Source organism: uncultured Streptococcus sp., assembly GCF_915066115.1.
Classification (GTDB): Bacteria; Bacillota; Bacilli; order Lactobacillales; family Streptococcaceae; genus Streptococcus.
In genome coordinates, this window is record NZ_CAJZDT010000022.1 from 1 (window position 1) to 19,412 (window position 19,412).

Genomic DNA, 19,412 nt, shown 5'->3' on the forward strand with positions numbered 1-19,412 from the left:
GCTGCCATTCATAGAGATGGATTAGGACATCCCGTAGATTCTTATCCCTCTTCCAGTGGGCTTCCTTTTTCTTTTGGTCTTTTGAAAAATCAAATGGAGTCTGTAGCTCATCTTCACTTAGTTGGGAGATGAAACGATTGAGCTTTTCATAGTTTTCCTTAGAGGCCTGCATTAGCTCCTCTTTTGTTTTCCGTCTAGGCATAGGAGTACTCCCTTCATATTGCTAGTTATTATAAAAAATTTTGATCCTTTAAATCTCTATAACTTATCCTTTAATTTCTCAACAAAGAGATAGGCTGCTGGACAGGTCAAGGTATTCTTAATCGTCAAATGGTTGATTTGATGGATCTTTTTGCGATCTGTATGGGGGAACTCTCGACAGGCTTTTGGACGAACGTCATAGATGGAACAGAGATTATCTCCTCCTAGAAAGGGACAAGGCATGGATTTAAAAACCTTATCACCATCTTCATCTACTTGCAAAAACTCTGCTTCAAAAGCAGGTAATTTCATCTTAAAGTACTTGGCGATTCGTGTAATATCCGCTTCTTTAAAGTCAGGCCCCAATGTCTTGCAACAGTTGGCACAGGCCGTACAATCAATCTCCTCAAAAACTTCTTGGTGAATCTGTTGAGCTATCTTATCTAGATTTTTTGGTGGTTTTTTCTTTAGATTTGCTAAAATTTTACGGTGCTCCTTTTGCTTTTGCAAGGCTAGCTGGTGGTAATACTCAATATCAATTTCTTTAGACATAATTTCTTTCTAATTCACGTATTTTTGTCTATTATACCATAAACACTGCCCCTTTTTTGCCCCCTGAACAGAAAAAAAGCCCTTCGGATAAAATCCGAGGGGCTTAAAACGTTGTTAAATCAACGATTATTTTTTCAAGTTGTAGAATGATTTCAATCCACGGTATTCAGCTACTTCACCAAGTTGGTCTTCGATACGAAGCAATTGGTTGTATTTAGCGATACGGTCTGTACGTGAAAGTGAACCAGTCTTGATTTGTCCTGCGTTAGTTGCAACTGCGATGTCAGCGATTGTTGAATCTTCAGTTTCACCTGAACGGTGTGATACAACGGCAGTGTAACCAGCTTCTTTAGCCATTTCAATAGCTTCAAAAGTTTCAGTAAGAGTACCGATTTGGTTAACTTTGATAAGGATTGAGTTAGCAGCACCTTCTTGGATACCACGTGCAAGGTAGTCAGTGTTTGTTACGAAGAAGTCGTCACCAACAAGTTGTACTTTCTTACCAAGACGTTCAGTAAGAGCTTTCCAACCATCCCAGTCGTTTTCATCCATACCATCTTCGATAGTGATGATTGGGTATTTGTTAACCAATTCTTCAAGGTAGTCGATTTGTTCTGCAGATGTACGAACAGCAGCGCCTTCACCTTCGAATTTAGTGTAGTCGTAAACTTTACGTTCTTTATCGTAGAATTCTGATGAAGCACAGTCAAATCCGATAAATACGTCTTTACCTGGAACATATCCAGCAGCTTCAATCGCAGCAAGGATAGTTTCAACACCGTCTTCAGTTCCTTCGAAACGAGGAGCGAATCCACCTTCGTCACCTACGGCAGTTTCCAAACCACGTGATTTAAGGATTTTCTTAAGAGCGTGGAAGATTTCAGCACCGTAACGAAGAGCTTCTTTAAATGTTGGCGCACCAACTGGCAAGATCATGAACTCTTGGAAAGCGATTGGAGCGTCAGAGTGAGAACCACCGTTGATGATGTTCATCATTGGAGTTGGAAGAACTTTAGTGTTGAATCCACCAAGGTAGCTGTAAAGTGGGATTTCAAGGTAGTCAGCAGCAGCACGAGCTACAGCGATAGACACACCAAGGATTGCGTTTGCACCCAATTTACCTTTGTTAGGAGTACCGTCAAGTGCGATCATAGCACGGTCGATAGCTTGTTGGTCACGTACATCGTAGCCGATGATAGCTTCAGCAATGATGTTGTTTACGTTGTCAACAGCTTTTTGTGTACCAAGACCACCGTAACGAGATTTGTCACCGTCGCGAAGTTCAACTGCTTCGTGTTCACCAGTAGAAGCTCCTGATGGAACCATACCACGTCCGAAAGCACCTGATTCAGTGTAAACTTCTACTTCAAGTGTTGGGTTACCGCGTGAGTCTAGGACTTCGCGAGCGTAAACATCAGTAATAATTGACATTTTTTACTCTCCTTATGAGTTAAATTTTTTACACCTCTATGATACCTTAAAACCACTCCTTTTTCAAGAAAAAACGTTATCTTTGTGCAAATTTTCCTTAACTTTATAAAGTAATCGCTTTCTTTTGTCTATTTTATTCTAACTTTTATGATATACTGTTTTCATGACAGATTTATCAAAACAATTACTTGAAAAAGCTCATGGTGGAGCAAAATTAAATCCAGATGAGCAAAGACGCTATCTTGGCACTTTTGAGGAAAGAGTTCTTGGATATGCAGATATTGATACTGCAAATAGCCCTCAGTTAGAAAAAGGTTTTTTATCTATTTTAGAAAACCTTCAGGAAAAAGCAGAGCCACTATTTGTGAAGATTTCACCAAATATCGAATTTGACAAGCAAGTTTTCTACTTAAAAGAAGCTAAAGAAACTGATAGTCAAGCTACCATTGTATCTGAAGAGCATACTTCTTCTCCTTTTGGCCTGATTATTCATAGCAATGCACCAGTACAAGTAGAAGAAAAGGACCTTCGACTTGCTTTTGCAAAACTTTGGGAAGATAAAAAGGAAGAACCAGCCAAAACATCCATCTGGAAGAAATGGTTTGGCTAAATCTTGTGCATATTTAATAAATGCCCTATATTGGCAGCCGTGTGCTCCAAATAGAGACGGGCATTTTTCAAACTATCTTCTAGAGGTTCACTTTTCTCCAAAATTGAAAAAGCCGCTTGGATATTTTCAAATGGTAGGGAAGGTAAATCCTCAGCAATATTACCACAAATAGCAATGACAGGAACTCCGACAGGGGTTCTTTTTGCAACACCTATAGGTGCTTTACCTGCTAAACTTTGACGATCTAGCCTTCCTTCTCCTACAACTACCAAGTCAGCATCTGAAACTTTCTTATCAAAGTTAATTAAGTTCAAGCAGGTATCAATTCCAGATACGATACTTGCTTGAGCAAAGGCACACAAACCGCCAGCAATGCCTCCACCAGCTCCTGCTCCTTTAATTTCCAATGTTACAGGTGAGGCTTTTTCATAAAAATCTTGGATTGCCTGATCTACGACTGCAAACATAGTAGGATGTAAACCTTTTTGTTTGCCAAAAGTGTAAGTCGCACCTTGATAACCACATAAGGGACTCGCGACATCTGCTAAAATACGGATTTGAACACCTTCAGGAATTTCATAGCGATTTTCTGTTGACATAGAAGCTAAGTTTAATAAGGACTGACCGCAAGCGGGCAAGACATTTCCATCCCTATCATAAAATCGATAACCTAAACCAGTAGCGATCCCAATTCCTCCGTCATTACTGGCCGTGCCACCAACGCCGATATAGATTTCTTTAATCCCTTGAGCAATGAGATGACGAATCAACTCTCCAATACCACAAGTTTGGATTTGAAGTGGATTTCGTTTCTCTAGCGGAATTTTTCCAAGGCCAACCAAGTCGGCAACTTCAAATAGTGCCAGTTGACTTTTTTGAAAATAGCGCATGGATTCTTTTTGTCCAAAAGGTCCTGTCACTTGGATCCATTTTTCTTCAAGGTCAAGAGAATGTCGAATGGAATCTACTGTACCTTCGCCACCATCACCAACAGGGCAGAGGAGGCATTCTACATCTACTATCGATTGTTGGAAGCCTCTTTTTATTGCTTCAGCTACCTGTTGAGCTGTCAAGCTTTCCTTAAATGAATCTGGTGCAATTACAATCTTCATATTTTCCCTCATTCTAAACAGTCAATCAAAGGAAGCACTTCTAAAAAATCCCTCTTGTCAACATGATTCGGTATTTCTTTTTTGAGTACTTCTTTGGCACAAAAGGCAATTCCTAGTCCTGATGACTTCAACATTAATAGGTCATTGGCCCCATCACCGATTGCAATCGTTCTTTCTTTAGAAAGTTTTAGTTCCTCTCTCCATTTTTCCATAGTCTCTTTTTTGACCTCAGGACTTATAATTTGTCCAATCAATTTTCCAGTTAAAAGACCATCTTTGACTTCAAGTTGGTTGGCAGAGAAATGGGCAACTCCAAGTGATTTTGCTAATCTATCAACTATTGGTATAAATCCACCGGACACCAGACCAACTAGGATGCCATTCTTTTGGAGAATAAAGATAAATTTCTGTGCATTTGGCGATAGATGAATAGAGTTGAATACTGTATAAAAGACCGAATCAGGGAGGCCTTTTAACAAAGCTACTCTCTCTCGTAAACTCGTTTCAAAGTCTAACTCTCCTCTCATTGCCCGACTTGTAATCAGCGAAATTTCCTCCTCACGACCTGCCTCTCTTCCCAAAAGATCAATTACTTCTTCTAGGAGTAAGGTTCCATCAACATCCATAACACACAAACCTTTTACTTGAGACATCAGTTCTCCTCTCTAAACAGCCCAAAAATCGTATGAAGTCATCATACGATTTTATCTATTAATTAACTAAACTATGGTACAAGTCAAGGTATGACCTGCAGGCTGTATCCCACGAGAAATCACACTCCATAGCTTGTTTTTGTAGATTTCTCCAAACATCAGGATGGTTTCTATACAAGTCCAAAGCTGTTTGGAAAGTCCAATTTAACCAGTAAGGAGATAAATTGTCAAAGCTAAAGCCAGTACCGCTTCCTTCGATTGGATTGAAGGCTTTAACGGTATCTCGCAAGCCACCAACTTCATGGACCAATGGCAAGGTTCCGTAACGCATAGCCATCATCTGAGACAAGCCACACGGTTCAAAACGACTCGGCATGAGGAAGAGGTCACAAGCAGCGTAGATTTCTTGAGCAAGTTTGACATCAAAAGTGATATTTGCTGATAGCTTGTCTGGGTAAATCTGAGCAAACCATGAGAAAGCTCCTTCAAAGGCTGGATCACCAGTTCCTAAAAGAACAATCTGAACATCATTTTGCAAGATATGGTGCAGACTTTCCACCACCACATCAAAACCTTTTTGACGTGTCAAACGAGAAACAATTCCCACCAGAGGAACGTCAGCTCTAACTGGCAAGCCTACTCTCTCTTGCAATTTTGCCTTATTCTGGGCTTTACCAGACAAATCTTCCTGATTAAAATGATAGTCTAATAGGGCATCCGTCTGAGGATTATAAAGGTCAGCATCAATCCCATTCACGATCCCAGATACCTTACCAGACTCCATTCGAAGAATTTGATCCAAGTTACATCCGAATTGACTGGTCATAATTTCATGAGCATAACTAGGTGAAACGGTTGAAACACGGTCCGCATAGAGAATACCTGCCTTCATCCAATTCAGACAGTTGTTCCAGCGAAGGGTGCCATCAGCGTAACGTTCAAAGCCGACTCCAAACAAATCCCATAACATTCCTTCTGAAAATTGTCCCTGGAATTCTAAATTATGAATGGTTAAAACTGTTTTTATTCCTTGATAGGATTGAATCCAACGGTATTTTTCCTTCAACAAGAAAGGAATCATAGCTGTATGGTAGTCATGAACATGGAGAAGGTCAGGAATAAAGTCAATTCTTTCCATAGCCTCAATGGCAGCCAGTTGGAAAAAGGCAAAGCGTTCTCCGTCATCAAAATCACCGTAAACATGACCACGGAAGAAATAATATTGATTGTCAATAAAGTAGAAAGTCACACCGTTTAAGACGGTTTTCTTAATTCCACAGTACTGCCTGCGCCAACCAACACTCACCTCAAAATGAAGAACATCTTCAATCTGATTTCCAAATTTAGCCTCTACCATATCATAGTAGGGGAGAATAACCGCAACTTCATGCCCAGCTTTTACCAGTGATTTGGGAAGAGCGCCAATGACGTCCCCCAAACCACCTGTTTTTGAAAAGGGTGCACCCTCAGCTGCTACAAATAAAATTTTCATGAATGAATATCCTCTGTTACTTTAGCACCTTTCTTAACGACGACTGAATGTTCTGCAGTTCCACGGATCACTACTCCATCCGCAACTTCAACACCCTTGTCCAATATAGCGTATTCTACCTGAGCACCTTCTCCAATAACAACACGAGGGAATAAGATGCTATCTTTAACCAAGCTATCCTTATGGACATGAATATTACGTGATAAAACAGAATTAGCCACTTGACCTTCAACAATACTACCAGAAGCAAACTGAGAAGTACTTACCTTAGATGTATTGGCATAGTAAGTTGGCTCTTCGTTTTTGACCTTTGTATAAATCTTTTGGTTTGGTGAGAAGAGAGAATAGAACTTTTGCGATTCAAGCATATCGATATTCGCTTTATAATAAGACTCTACAGAATGAATGTTGGCTAGGTAGCCTGTGTACTCGTAGGCCAAAGCCCCTTCTTTTGCAGCCAAATCCCGTAAAACATAGCGCAACTTCTCTGGATGTTCTTTCTTAGCCTCTTCTTCTAAGCGTTCAATCAACCAAGGGGTATCAACGACAAAGATATCTGTCGACATATTGTAAACTTCATCTGATGATTTACTATCAAAGAGTTTATGAGAACGAACATGGTCTGTTTCATCCACTTCCAAGATTGCGTTTACTTCTGAAATGTCTTTCTTAGCTAGTTTTTTATAAACTACAGTGATAGGCCCTTTTGTTGTACTATGTAGATGGAAAACTTGGTTCAAATCAATATTAATCAAAACATCACAGTTGAGTGAAACTGTTTGGTTTGAGCCAGAACGTTTCAAGTAAGTAAGAAGTTGTTGGTAGTATTCTTTTCCAACTGTACTACTTTCCACACGAGTATTGTAAATACCTAGATAATAGTGGCTAAGAAGAGTTGACAAGCCCCACTCACGTCCTGAACGGATATGGTCAAAGACTGAGCTGATATTGTCTTGTTGGAAAATACCAAAAATACTACGGACACCAGCATTAGCAAGACTTGAAAGCGGGAAGTCAATCAAGCGATATTTACCACCAAATGGCAAACTAGCTACTGGACGGTGGTCTGTCAGTGTTGACATATCATGAAAACCAACTGTGTTTCCTAAAATGGCAGAATATTTATCAATCTTCATCTGTTGCTACCCCCACTACTTCATCATATCCTACAACTTGTACTTCTTCTGTTCCATCAATTTCGACACCATCAGAAATAACTGCACCTTCACCAATAATGGCACGTTTGATTTTAGCTCCCTGACCAACAATTGCACCACTCATGATAACTGAATCTACTACTTCTGCCCCTTCGCGAACTTGCGCACCTGTTGAGAGGATAGAATGTTTAACAGTTCCATCTACGAAACAGCCATCGACAACCAAGGAATCTTCCACATGAGCATTTGCCCCAAGGAAGTTTGGTGGTGAAATTAAGTTTCTTGAGTAAATCTTCCATTGACGGTTACGGCTATCCAAGGCATTTTCTGGTGAAATATATTCCATGTTAGCTTCCCAAAGAGACTCAATCGTACCAACATCTTTCCAGTAACCATTAAATTCGTAGGCATAAACACTTTCACCTGACTCAAGGTAATTTGGAATGACATTCTTACCGAAGTCTGACATATCGACATTGCTCTTTTCAGCAGCAACGAGCATATTGCGCAGACGTTGCCAATCAAAAATGTAAATTCCCATAGAAGCTTTTGTAGATTTAGGTTGAGCTGGTTTTTCTTCAAATTCAACAATACGATTGTTTGCATCTGTATTCATGATACCAAAACGGCTAGCTTCCTTAAGAGGAACATCAAGAACTGCTACTGTCAAACTGGCATTATTATCCTTGTGAGACTGGAGCATATCATCATAGTCCATTTTATAGATGTGGTCCCCAGACAGAATCAAGACATACTCAGGGTTGACACTGTCGATATAATCAATATTTTGGTAAATGGCGTGGCTAGTCCCCTCAAACCAACGATTTCCTTCACTTGCAGAATAAGGTTGAAGAATAGAGACACCAGAATTGATACCATCTAGTCCCCAGCTTGAACCATTCCCGATATGGTTGTTGAGAGCAAGTGGTTGGTACTGTGTAATGACTCCAACATTGTTGATGCCTGAGTTGGCACAGTTTGAAAGAGCAAAGTCAATGATACGGTAGCGCCCACCAAATTGCACAGCTGGTTTTGCGATGCTTTGAGTGAGTTTACCGAGACGAGTTCCTTGCCCACCAGCAAGAATCAAAGCTAACATTTCATTCTTCATTTTCTACTCCTTTTTGGTTTTTACTTGTGACGGTTTTAGTAGGTTTCAAGCGACGTTTGATTTTCCAAACACTTGCTCCCATAGCCGGTAGGGTAAAGGTCAAGGTCTGCTCATAATCTTTCCATAGTCCTTCTTGCGTTTGCACAGTTTGATTATGTTCTTTCCAAACGCCTCCCCACTCTTCTAACTCAGTATTCCAGACTTCTTCGTAAATCCCTGCAACAGGAAGTCCGATTGTAAAATCTTTTCGTTCAACAGGTGCCATATTAAAGATACAGACTAACATATCATCCTTCTTACCCTTACGGATGAAGGAAAGAACACTCTGGTCTCGATTATCCGCATCAATGATTTCAATACCATCATAGCTGGTATCAATTTCCCACAGACAGCGGTGGTCTTTGTAAAACTGATTTAGCTGAGAAGTGAAATACTTCATCTTAGCATTCATTGGATCTTCTAGATTTGACCATTCCAACTGTTCTTCAGATTTCCATTCTAGGAATTGCCCATATTCACTACCCATGAAGAGCAATTTCTTACCAGGGTGACAAATTTGGTAAGTATAGAGATTGCGCAAGCCTGCGAATTGATTATAACGATCTCCCCACATCTTGTGCATCATACTCTTCTTGCCATGAACCACTTCATCGTGTGAGAATGGTAGGAGATAATTCTCCTTGAAGACGTACATAAAGCTGAAAGTCACCAGGTTAAAGTCGTATTTACGATAAATCGGATCTTCTTCGTAGAATCGGAGGATATCATTCATCCAACCCATATTCCATTTATAGTCAAATCCTAGACCATCTGAATCCTTAGTGTCAGTAATCTGAGTAGCTGATGAACTTTCCTCAGCTATCATCATAACGTCTGGATGAACTAGTTTAATCACATCATTCAAGCGTTGAAGGAAATAATAACCTTCATAGTTGAGATTGCCACCATCTTTATTAGGAGTCCATGGAGCATCATCGTAGTCAAGATAGAGCATGTTGCTAACCGCATCCACGCGAATACCATCTAAATGATAAAAATCAATCCAGAACTTAATACTAGAGATCAAGAAAGACTGGACTTCATTCTTTCCAAGGTCAAAATTAAGTGCTCCCCAACCGTAGTTATGAGCCTTATTATGGTCTTGGTATTCAAAAGTCGGTGTTCCATCATAATAAGCCAAGGCATCATCATTAATAGTAAAGTGACCAGGTACCCAGTCTACGATAACGCCTATATTGTTTAAGTGACATTCCTCAACAAAATCTTGAAACTCTTCAGGACGACCATAGGCATGCTCTAAAGCAAAGTAACCCATAAGCTGATAGCCCCAACTCAAACCTAGTGGGTGAGACATCAGGGGCATAAATTCAATGTGAGTATAATTCATCTCAACCAAGTAAGGAATGAGTTCATCTTTCAATTGAGCAAAACTATAGGGACTGCCATCCGGATTTCTCTTCCAAGACCCAGCATGAGCCTCGTAAATATTGACAGGACGCTCTTCAAAGCTCAAGCGTTTTCTACGGGCTAGCCAGAGACCATCCTTCCATTTTTTCTCTGGGATTTCTGTTAAAATAGCCCCAGTACCCGGACGTGCCTCATACCTTACAGCCAAAGGATCAATTTTCATCAGCTGATGACCATTTGCACGTGTGATATGATACTTGTAAATTTGACCTTCATGAGCAGAACTTGTAAAGACTTCCCAGACTCCAAATTCATTCCGTTCCATCAGAATTTGATTTTCAACCCAATTGGTGAAATCCCCTACCAAGTGAACAGCCTGAGCATTGGGTGCCCATACACGAAAAGTGTAGCCATACACACCATTTTTTTCTTCCCTATGAGCTCCCAGATAGTGCTGGAGGTGAAAATTTTCACCTGTCATAAAGGTTTTTAAAGCATTATTCTTATCCATACACCCTCCTAATTCTGTAAGCGTTTTCTATAGATTTATTATACTACCTTTTTAGGGAAGATTCAAGTAAATTACGGAATTTGCAAAAAAATCTTTTGAAAGTCTTCAACAAATTCACTGATGTGTTCACTTGTAAATCAAGAAATTTTCAGAAACGCTTTGAAAACGAATTGTTTTTTTATAATACTATCATAAAGTTCGTTATTTAGCTAACAAAAATATAATTTTAAGTAAAAAAATAAATCAGGAAACGAATCTCCTGATTTTATTGATAGATAAAGCGCCACAAATGAATTTAAATTGTAAATCTATTCTACAAAACTTTAAAGACGCTGGCACTGACGCCACCAACCATGTCTTTATCACTTAAATGGCTATTGGTCAACAACAGTTCTAGATTTCCAGCATTTTCAAACTGGAAGTCTTGCCCTTTAGCATTAAAGACAACCAATAGGTGTTCTTCCCCATGAATCTCATAGACAATCCAACCGCTATGTTCGCGGGCTGAATGAACAAAGACATGATGGTAAATGTCATCATAAGTAGGGTAAGAAAAGGCACTGCTTTCTGTCTTCAATCGAATTATCTGACGAATAAACTCAATACTGTCTTGACGCTCATTAAGCAAGTCCCAGTTCACTTGATTCACGCTGTCAGGAGCATTATAGCTATTCATAGCACGCTCTCTATCATCATGGGTCAGCTCACCATTTTCACCAGTCGCAACTAGTTTGGTACGACCAAATTCTTGACCGATTTCCATAAAGGCCATCCCTTGCATGAGTAGGTTCATAGCTGTGGCAGTTTCGACCTTGCGCATGATTTGCTCTGAACTTTGGTCTGGATGTAGGGTTGCCAACAAATCGTGAAGATTGTAATTGTCATGGGCTTCTACATAGTTAAGCACCTGATTTGGATGTGTATAGGTTCCTAATTCACGACTGCCTAGGATTGCTTTGGCTAGAATTGGCTCTGTAGCAGCACCGCTGACAAAACCTGACTTGATAGCACCATAAACTTCTCCACCTTTTACAGCATCACGCTGATTGTCATTAAAGAAACCAATATTTGGCATCTGGTAGGCATTGTCTTTCTTGGCCTTATCATAAGGAGCAAGACCTGTTCCCATATCCCAACCTTCTCCATAGAGGATAATGTTAGGGTCGATTTCATCCAAACTCTGACGAATCATCTGCATGGTCTTGACATCATGAATCCCCATCAAATCAAAACGGAAGCCGTCGATATTGTATTCCTGCACCCAGTATAGGAGAGAATCAATCATATATTTGCGGAACATTTCGTGTTCACTGGCTGTCTCATTTCCGACACCCGTTCCATTTTGGAAGGTACCGTCTGGATTCATACGATAATAGTAATCAGGGACAGTTGTTTGGAAAGGTGCATCAACAACTGAGAAGGTATGGTTATAAACCACATCCATAATGACACCAATACCCGCATCATGATAGGCTTGAACCATGGTCTTCAAATCACGAATGACCTGTGCTGGATCCTCTGGATTAGTTGAAAGGCTCGTTTCTGGTGCGTTATAGTTTTGTGGGTCATAACCCCAGTTGTAGGTTACATTCCCATCTGCATCATACTCTTTATGACGGTCTGCAATTGGTTGCAATTGAACATAATTATATCCCAGCTTCTTGATGTAATCAAAAGCAGTTGACTGACCGTACTGGTTAACCGTTCCAGTCTGGGCAGCACCCAAGAAAGTTCCTCTAAGATGTTCATCTACACCTGATGTCGGTGATTTAGTCAAATCACGAATGTGCATTTCACAAATAACTGCCTTACATGGATTTGTCAAACGCCAAGTAGCATCAGAACCGTGCTTGACCTCAAAGTTTGCAACTTGCTTTTCTTCAAAGCTCAGAATAGCTGAACGTTTGCCATCAGGACTGGTTGCAATAGTGTATGGGTCGCGAGTAAGACTTTGGTGATGAGGGAATTGGACCTGATACTGATAAGCCTTACCAGTCAAATTTTCCTCAACATCCAAACTCCAGACACCGATTGTATTATCCTTATGATTATAAGAGTAGCTATTGCCTCTTTCCATATCAAATGTTTTCCAAACAGGTGCATCATTAGTAGCTGATTCATAAACAACAACCTGCACTTCTGTAGCTGTAGGAGCCCAAAGGGCAAAATTAGCCTGATTGTCCTCTACACGGCACCCCAATTCCCCTTGGTAACCCCAATGATGGTCAAAACTGGCACTGTTAATAGCCTTATCAAAGGCAAATGGATTTTGATTTTTATAGAAAGGACTTGCAATAGCAGGATTTTCAGAATAATAAATCCTATCATCACCTTCCAAAATCCAGACCTCTGTTAAAAGAGGGTAGTGATTGAAACGGATTGCATATTCTTTACTGGTTTGTCCTGTATGAACCACAAAATTCAAGCTTTCTAGGGGATGAGCGCTTGGATGTTCAAAACTAAATAAGGCACCAAAATAATCTTCTTTGTAGGTCAGCAAATCGATTCGCTGGTCTTGACTTTTTACAAAAGAGCAAGTGTCGTATTCACCATTCTTGCGATGGTAATGAATGCGCATAGGGTAGTTATACATTTTTTATTTTTCCTTTTAATTCTTATTTTCTTTCTATTTCATTAATAAATTCTTGACCGACTTTGTCACGACTAACAAACATTGTCAAACTGTCCAAACTCTGTTTTTAAACGATCATTACAGACTTTCTAGCCAAGCTTCGTCTCGAACCTCAATACCAAGTTCTTGTGCTTTTTGCAGTTTGCTTCCAGCATCTGCACCAGCCACGACGAGGTCGGTCTTTTTAGAAACGCTGCCTGTTACTTTGGCACCCAGACTTTCGAGTTTACTTTTAGCTTCTGAGCGCTTGAGACGTTCCAATTTCCCAGTCAATACCACTGTCAAACCTGACAAGACTGCATCCGCTACTACCGTCTGTCCTTTATAGTCCAGATTGACTCCAGATTCTTTTAATTCTCTGAGGAGAATTTCAGAGCCCTCAGTCGCAAAGTAAGTCTGAAGACTTTTGGCAATCACGCCACCTAGACTTTCAATACTAGCCACTTCCTCTGGATCTGCCTGAGCCAGATTTTCAATCGAATGGAAATGTTGGAGTAACAGCTGACTGGCCTTACTTCCGACATGGCGAATTCCCAAACCAAACAAGAGCTTTTCAGCAGAATTTTCCTTAGATGCTTGGATGGCCTGATACAGTTTAGCAGCAGACTTTTCCTTAACCCCCTCTAAAAGGAGGAAATCTTCTTCTTTCAAACGGTAAATATCCGCCACATCCTTGACTAAATTAGCAGCGAAAAGCTTCTCAACAATAGATGGACCAAGTCCTGTAATATTCATAGTATCTCGAGAAGCAAAGTGAATCAAACCTTCCATAATTTGGGCAGGGCAACGTGGATTGATACAACGGAGAGCCACCTCATCTTCAAAATGAAGCAAGTGACTGTCACAACTTGGGCAATGTGATGGAATATCTAGTTTTTCTTCAGAAAGACGTTTAGACTCTACCACACGCAAAACAGCAGGGATGATGTCACCAGCCTTATAAACGATAACCGTATCGTCTTTGCGGATATCTTTTTCAGCAATATAATCCACATTGTGCAGGGTCGCACGGCTAACAGTCGTACCAGCTAGTTGTACTGGTGTGAGATTTGCAGTTGGCGTGACAACTCCAGTACGACCTACTGTCCAATCAACTGATAAGAGTTTAGCTTCTTTTTCCTCAGCAGGAAACTTGTAGGCTACTGCCCACTTTGGAGCCTTGACGGTAAAACCGAGTTCTTCTTGGCTTGCTAAATCATTGACCTTGATCACCACCCCATCGATATCATAAGGCAGATTCTCCCGTTCCTCTCCTACTTCTTGGATAAAATTCCAGATTTCATCTATATTTTCAGCCAAGATTCGCTTAGGATTGACCACAAAACCAAGCTGTTCTAGGTGCTTCAAAACCTTTTCTTGACTATCACGAGTTGAAGGGCTGGCTTCTTGATAGAGGAAAGTCGCAAGATTGCGCGTGGCAACTACTGCTGTATCCAACTGTCGCAGAGTGCCTGCTGCCGCATTACGAGGATTGGCAAATTCAGGCTCTCCATTTTCTTGGCGAGCTTGGTTAACCTGGTCAAAAGAAGCGCGTGGCATATAACATTCCCCACGAACCGTGATATCTAGTTCTTCTGGCAAGGTCAAAGGAATGTCCTTAACACGCTTAAGATTTTCTGTTATATTCTCCCCAACAGAACCATCACCACGTGTTGCCCCAGCAACCAAAATCCCCTTTTCATAAGTAAGCGAGATAGACAAGCCATCGATTTTCAGCTCACAAATATAGGTTGGATGAACCACTTCCTTACGAACACGCGCGTCAAAAGCTTCAAGCTCCTCACGTGAAAAAGCATCCTGCAAACTATAAAGAGGATACTGATGACTGTATTTTTCAAAACCATCTAAAACCTTGCCACCAACACGATGGGTAGGACTGTCTGCTAGCACTTGATCTGGATAGGCAGTTTCTAACTCAACCAACTCTCGGTAAAGGCGATCATACTCACTGTCTGAAACCGAGGGATTATCGCTGGTATAGTACTCAGTCGCATAGCGATTGAGCAAGGCGACCAACTCATTCATTCTTTTATTCATAAAACTATTTTACCATAAATTAAGCCCTTCTCACAAACGAGAAGGGCGGAAAAAACACTTAGATTGGAATTATTTTTGAAGTCCAAGCAAACTTATGTCTCTTTTTCAAAATGAGTTCGTACATAGCCTAGAGCTAAGAAGGATAAGGCGACAACTCCAAGTCCAATAATCAAGAAAGAATAAAGATGGACACTTGGAAGAAAGGTCATCAAACCTTTCGCAATCGGCATAAAGAGAATTGCCAGTGTAAAAATGGTACTCAATACCCTACCCAAATATTCTCCATCAATCTTGGTCTGTACCTGTGTAAAGAAGTGAATATTAAAAATCGTCATAAAGAGTTCACAAACGAAATTTCCTAAAAAAGTAAGATAGGATGGGAGAGTAAATCCCATTATCATCACTCCAAGTCCAGTCAGAGCCAATAAAAACAGAAGCATTTCCATACTAGCTTTAATCTTACTAGCTAACAGAGCCCCAACAATAGATCCGATAGCACCCATTGTTAAAATAGTGGCATAGGCACCTTGAACTCCATAAAGCTGATTTGAAAAGGGAAGGAGATAATTAAAGGCTGCGAAGAAAAAATTGACACTTGAAGCCATGACTAACAAAAAGAAGATTTCCTTTTGCTTCACAATATAGTGAACTCCCTCCTTAATATCAGAAATAATAACTTTAAATGTGAGTTTCTTCTCACCCAAAGCCTTCTCTTCTTTCTTTGGAAGCAAGGCTACCAAACCAAAAGCGAGAAAAAAACTAAGGGCATCTAATACCAAGGTAATGCGAAGACTTGCGAATTGTAAAACCAGAAAAGAGAGTACAGGGGAACTCACACTGACAACCTGCAAGACCAACTCCAAACGAGAATTATAGAGGACCAGTTCATCCTTCTCTACCAATTCTGTGATAATGGCCTTATTTGCAGGTCTAGAAAAGGCAAAGGCAATCGCCTGCACAATATTAGCCCCAATCAAAGCTCCAATCATCCAACTGTCATTCCTTATAAAAGAAATAGCCAGACAAAGAATCCCACAAACAAGATCTGCCGCCATTAAAATCTTACGACGAGAAAAACGGTCTGAAATGACTCCGCCAAAGGGATTTACGAGAATAGATGTGACGAGTTCAGAAATCTGATACATTCCTAAAACTGTCTGTCCGATAGTCCCCATGGAAGCCAACCAGACACTATTTCCATAATCATATAGCATATTCCCTATCTTGTTAACAGCTCCACGGCTAATCAACTGTACGGCATAGCGATTCATATAAAAACTCCTCTCAAATTTTGAAACTATTGTATCAAAACCGAAAGGAGCTTTTTCATTTTTCCCTTATTTGGGAAAATTAATCTTTGACAAATTTTTCGTAGTGTTCCTGATAGTAGGCTACTTGCTCAGGAAGACCTAACACATCAAAAATATGCATGGCCTCTTGCATCTGCTTACAACCTTCTTTACACTGTCCTTTTTGGTACAAGGCAAAACCTTTTAAATAATGGAAAACATTACGCTCATAAAGCTTAATACCTTTACCAATAATCTTCTCTGTATAAGTCTCAAAATAGCTTGCATTATCAAAAGAAGCATGCTCTAAACAATGCTGGTAACAATTGAGGGCCAAAATCAAAACCAATCTCTTATGGCGACCAATCTCTTGGTAAAATTCCTCCCTCTCTATAACTTCCCTACCAATCCGAGTGACATAGTCTACATCGTAGAAACTATAGAGGTTCCCGAAAAGAATCAACTCATACATGGTCCATTCTTCTGTTTTAAAGAGATAATCTGCTACCTTATCTAAATCATCCTGCTTCATATCATAACTCGAATCTCTTTGACAAATCAGACCTTGTAGCAAAATCCAGTTCAACTCAAAATAAAGGGGAGTCGCCGAACTCTTAGCCTTTTCAAGTTGTTCACTTTGAAGCTTTTGAAAACCTGCAATATCATTTGAGTAGTAAAGTGGCACAATTTGTCCCATCATAGCAACATGTTCATGATTATGAAAATTCCTTGCCTTATCCATGAAATTTTCGATTGTTACATGAATGTTATCCAAAATCTCAAAGAAACGTGAGACCGCTAGGTCAGACTCCCCAAGCTCAAAGCGAGATAACTGAGAAGTTGAACAGGACTCTCCTGCCGCCTCCTTTAAGGAATAATTGCCACTTGTCCGAAATTCACGAAATACTTTTCCAAGATGTTCCATCTTTACACCTGCTCTGATAATTCTTCCCACTCAAGCAAGGCTTCTTCCTGACGGTGGCTGATTTTGTCCAGCTCAGCCTGCAATTCCATGAGTTTACCTGCATCGTTTGTTTCCAACATTTGTTCAGAAATGGCTTGGCTTTGACTTTCTAACTCTTCGATTTCAGTTTCTAGACTTTCAATTTGTCTCATAAGTTTTCGAACTTCTTTTTGACTTTCTTTCTGAGCTTGATAGTCATTAACTGGACTTACTTCTTTTGCTTGATTGCTAGTTGAAGCTTCCTCAGTCTGAGTCATTTCTACTTCTGCTTTCTTCTCAACATAGTAGTCGTAATCTCCAAGATAGAGAGTTGAGCCATTTTCAGATAATTCTAGTACATGAGTTGCCACACGATTGATAAAGTAACGGTCATGGCTGACAAAAAGCAAGGTTCCATCAAAGTCAATCAAGGCATTTTCCAACACTTCCTTGCTATCAATATCCAAGTGGTTAGTTGGCTCGTCAAGGATCAGGAAGTTGTTGTTTTCCATAGACAATTTAGCCAAAAGCAAACGAGCTTTCTCGCCACCTGACAACATGCCGACTGATTTTTTAACATCATCTCCTGAGAAAAGGAAGGCACCGAGGCGGTTACGAATTTCAACTTCAGGTGTCAATTTAAAATCATTCCAGAGTTCATCCAGAACAGAATTACTTGGTGTTAGCTTGCTTTGAGTCTGATCATAGTAGCCAACCTCAACATTAGCTCCAAATCGCTTCTCACCCTTGATAAAAGGAATCTGATCCACAATAGACTTGATAAAGGTTGATTTCCCAATACCATTTGGGCCGACGATAGCGACAGCATTCATCTTACGAAGATCTAGGTTGATAGGCTCTGACAATATTTCCCCATCATAGCCAATAGCCGCATTTTCAACAGTCAATACAACATTACCCGACGTTTTTTCAGACTGGAAGGTCATATTGGCTGATTTCTTGCCAGCTTCAGGCTTGTCTAAACGCTCCATTTTTTCCAGTTGTTTACGACGGGATTGGGCACGTTTAGTCGTTGAAGCTCGGACTAGATTGCGGTTGACAAAGTCTTCCAGAGCAGCGATCTCCTTCTGCTGCTTTTCATAGTTTTTTGCTTCAGTAGCTAGCTTCTGCTCTTTCAACTCAACAAAACGAGAGTAATTCCCAACATAACGATCCAAAGAATGCTTGGTCAAATCTAGCGTAATCGTCGCAACCTTGTCCAAGAAATAACGGTCATGGCTGACGATAATAAGGGCACCGCTATAATTTACCAAGTAATTCTCTAGCCAGGCAATGGTTTCAATATCCAAGTGGTTGGTTGGCTCGTCCAAGACCAAGAGATTTGGCTTTTCAAGAAGCATTTTAGCTAGCGCCAGACGTGTGTTCTGGCCACCAGAAAGCTCGGCAATTTTCATCTGCCACATAGATTCGTCAAACTTGAATCCATTTAAAATTGCTCGAATATCTGCTTCATAGGTAAAGCCGCCTGCTTGACGGAAATTCTCAGATAAGCGGTCGTAATCTGACATCAGTTTATCCAAATCATCACCAGACTTTTCACCCATCTCCAACTCCATCTGACGAAGTTGTTTCTCGGTTCGACGCAGGTCATCAAAGACATGAAGCATCTCATCGTAGATGGTATTTTCAGACTCAAAACGGCTATCTTGGGCTAGGTAAGACAGAGAAATATCTTTTTTCTTATTGATTTCTCCACTAGTTGGCTCCTCTTCTCCAACCAAAATCTTCAAAAGAGTGGACTTTCCTGCCCCATTTCTTCCAACCAGAGCAATCCGATCGCGTTCATCTACCTGCAAATTGATATTATCAAAAAGAACCTCTCCTGCAAAAGAACGTTCAATTTTATTAGCTTGTAAAATAATCATACAAGTAGTATAGCATGTTTCCCTAAGGCATTCAAGACTTGATAAACAGGCATATGTCACTACTTTTCTGAAAATTATGCTACCGTTTTACTAAAACGCTAAAAAGTGCTATAATGTGAACGGTTAAAACAATTTACAAAAAGGAGAATTTCAATGTCTTACCAAGAAAATTACCAGAAATGGGTTGATTTTGCGGAGCTTCCTGACTACCTTCGTCAAGATTTGGAAAATATGGACGAAAAAACAAAGGAAGATGCCTTCTATACAAATCTTGAATTTGGTACTGCAGGTATGCGTGGCCTGATTGGTGCTGGTACAAACCGCATCAACATCTACGTTGTTCGCCAAGCAACTGAAGGATTGGCTCGTTTGATTGAGTCAAAAGGTG

15 protein-coding genes and 1 pseudogene are annotated in these 19,412 nt (G+C 40.3%); 2 read left to right on the forward strand and 14 right to left on the reverse strand.

The genetic code is table 11. From position 1 onward, the window contains the following. The 3 genes from QZ565_RS02820 to eno form a co-directional block, all read right to left on the reverse strand. Window positions 1-202 (reverse strand): ClbS/DfsB family four-helix bundle protein (locus QZ565_RS02820; protein ID WP_295525263.1); only part of this gene is annotated, 202 nt, incomplete at its 3' end. Window positions 203-258: 56 nt separating this feature from the next. Then, window positions 259-753, reverse strand: a complete 495-nt coding sequence (locus tag QZ565_RS02825) for a YkgJ family cysteine cluster protein (protein WP_000031466.1) — start codon at window positions 751-753, stop codon at window positions 259-261. Between the two features lie 126 nt (window positions 754-879). Further along, window positions 880-2,184, reverse strand: coding sequence for a surface-displayed alpha-enolase (gene eno / locus QZ565_RS02830; protein ID WP_000022813.1), 1,305 nt, complete (start codon window positions 2,182-2,184; stop codon window positions 880-882). Between the two features lie 163 nt (window positions 2,185-2,347). On the opposite strand from eno, the gene QZ565_RS02835 reads away from it, so the two are divergent. Further along, window positions 2,348-2,794, forward strand: a complete 447-nt coding sequence (locus tag QZ565_RS02835; RefSeq protein ID WP_070479086.1) for a DUF1694 domain-containing protein — start codon at window positions 2,348-2,350, stop codon at window positions 2,792-2,794. Here QZ565_RS02835 and QZ565_RS02840 read toward each other — a convergent pair. The 11 genes from QZ565_RS02840 to abc-f all read right to left on the reverse strand — a co-directional run bounded on the left by QZ565_RS02840 (window position 2,791) and on the right by abc-f (window position 19,024). After that, the gene (locus QZ565_RS02840) at window positions 2,791-3,906 is read right to left on the reverse strand and encodes a glycerate kinase (RefSeq protein WP_295525269.1); all 1,116 of its coding nucleotides are present in this window, start codon (window positions 3,904-3,906) and stop codon (window positions 2,791-2,793) included. The two genes, QZ565_RS02835 and QZ565_RS02840, sit on opposite strands and share 4 nt — an antisense overlap. An 8-nt stretch (window positions 3,907-3,914) precedes the next feature. Further along, on the reverse strand, window positions 3,915-4,559 hold the full coding sequence (gene serB, locus QZ565_RS02845) for a phosphoserine phosphatase SerB (RefSeq protein WP_295525272.1): 645 nt from the start codon (window positions 4,557-4,559) through the stop codon (window positions 3,915-3,917). 58 nt (window positions 4,560-4,617) lie between these two features. After that, the gene (gene glgA, locus QZ565_RS02850) at window positions 4,618-6,051 is read right to left on the reverse strand and encodes a glycogen synthase GlgA (RefSeq protein WP_295525275.1); all 1,434 of its coding nucleotides are present in this window, start codon (window positions 6,049-6,051) and stop codon (window positions 4,618-4,620) included. Beyond that, complete coding sequence (glgD, locus tag QZ565_RS02855; RefSeq protein ID WP_295525277.1) at window positions 6,048-7,187, reverse strand: glucose-1-phosphate adenylyltransferase subunit GlgD; 1,140 nt, start codon at window positions 7,185-7,187, stop codon at window positions 6,048-6,050. Before glgD ends, glgA begins: the two co-directional genes overlap by 4 nt. After that, window positions 7,177-8,319, reverse strand: coding sequence for a glucose-1-phosphate adenylyltransferase (locus QZ565_RS02860; protein ID WP_020902830.1), 1,143 nt, complete (start codon window positions 8,317-8,319; stop codon window positions 7,177-7,179). The genes glgD and QZ565_RS02860 overlap by 11 nt, the downstream gene beginning before the upstream one ends. Further along, window positions 8,309-10,237, reverse strand: coding sequence for a 1,4-alpha-glucan branching protein GlgB (gene glgB, locus QZ565_RS02865; RefSeq protein ID WP_295525281.1), 1,929 nt, complete (start codon window positions 10,235-10,237; stop codon window positions 8,309-8,311). The genes QZ565_RS02860 and glgB overlap by 11 nt, the downstream gene beginning before the upstream one ends. 313 nt (window positions 10,238-10,550) lie before the next feature. Further along, a complete protein-coding gene (gene pulA / locus QZ565_RS02870) occupies window positions 10,551-12,830 on the reverse strand; it encodes a type I pullulanase (protein ID WP_295525284.1) in 2,280 nt (759 codons plus the stop codon). Window positions 12,831-12,947: 117 nt separating this feature from the next. Beyond that, window positions 12,948-14,906 carry an NAD-dependent DNA ligase LigA gene (gene ligA / locus QZ565_RS02875; RefSeq protein WP_295525287.1) on the reverse strand — a complete coding sequence of 653 codons (1,959 nt, stop codon included), beginning with the start codon at window positions 14,904-14,906 and terminating at the stop codon, window positions 12,948-12,950. Between the two features lie 92 nt (window positions 14,907-14,998). Beyond that, on the reverse strand, window positions 14,999-16,177 hold the full coding sequence (locus QZ565_RS02880; protein WP_295525291.1) for an MFS transporter: 1,179 nt from the start codon (window positions 16,175-16,177) through the stop codon (window positions 14,999-15,001). Between the two features lie 79 nt (window positions 16,178-16,256). Continuing rightward, complete coding sequence (locus tag QZ565_RS02885; RefSeq protein WP_295525293.1) at window positions 16,257-17,120, reverse strand: MutR family transcriptional regulator; 864 nt, start codon at window positions 17,118-17,120, stop codon at window positions 16,257-16,259. 2 nt (window positions 17,121-17,122) lie between these two features. Next, the gene (gene abc-f, locus QZ565_RS02890) at window positions 17,123-19,024 is read right to left on the reverse strand and encodes a ribosomal protection-like ABC-F family protein (RefSeq protein WP_295525297.1); all 1,902 of its coding nucleotides are present in this window, start codon (window positions 19,022-19,024) and stop codon (window positions 17,123-17,125) included. A gap of 153 nt (window positions 19,025-19,177) precedes the next feature. Between abc-f and QZ565_RS02895 the strand changes: the two are divergent. After that, window positions 19,178-19,412 (forward strand): annotated as a pseudogene (locus QZ565_RS02895) (phospho-sugar mutase); the annotation flags it as partial.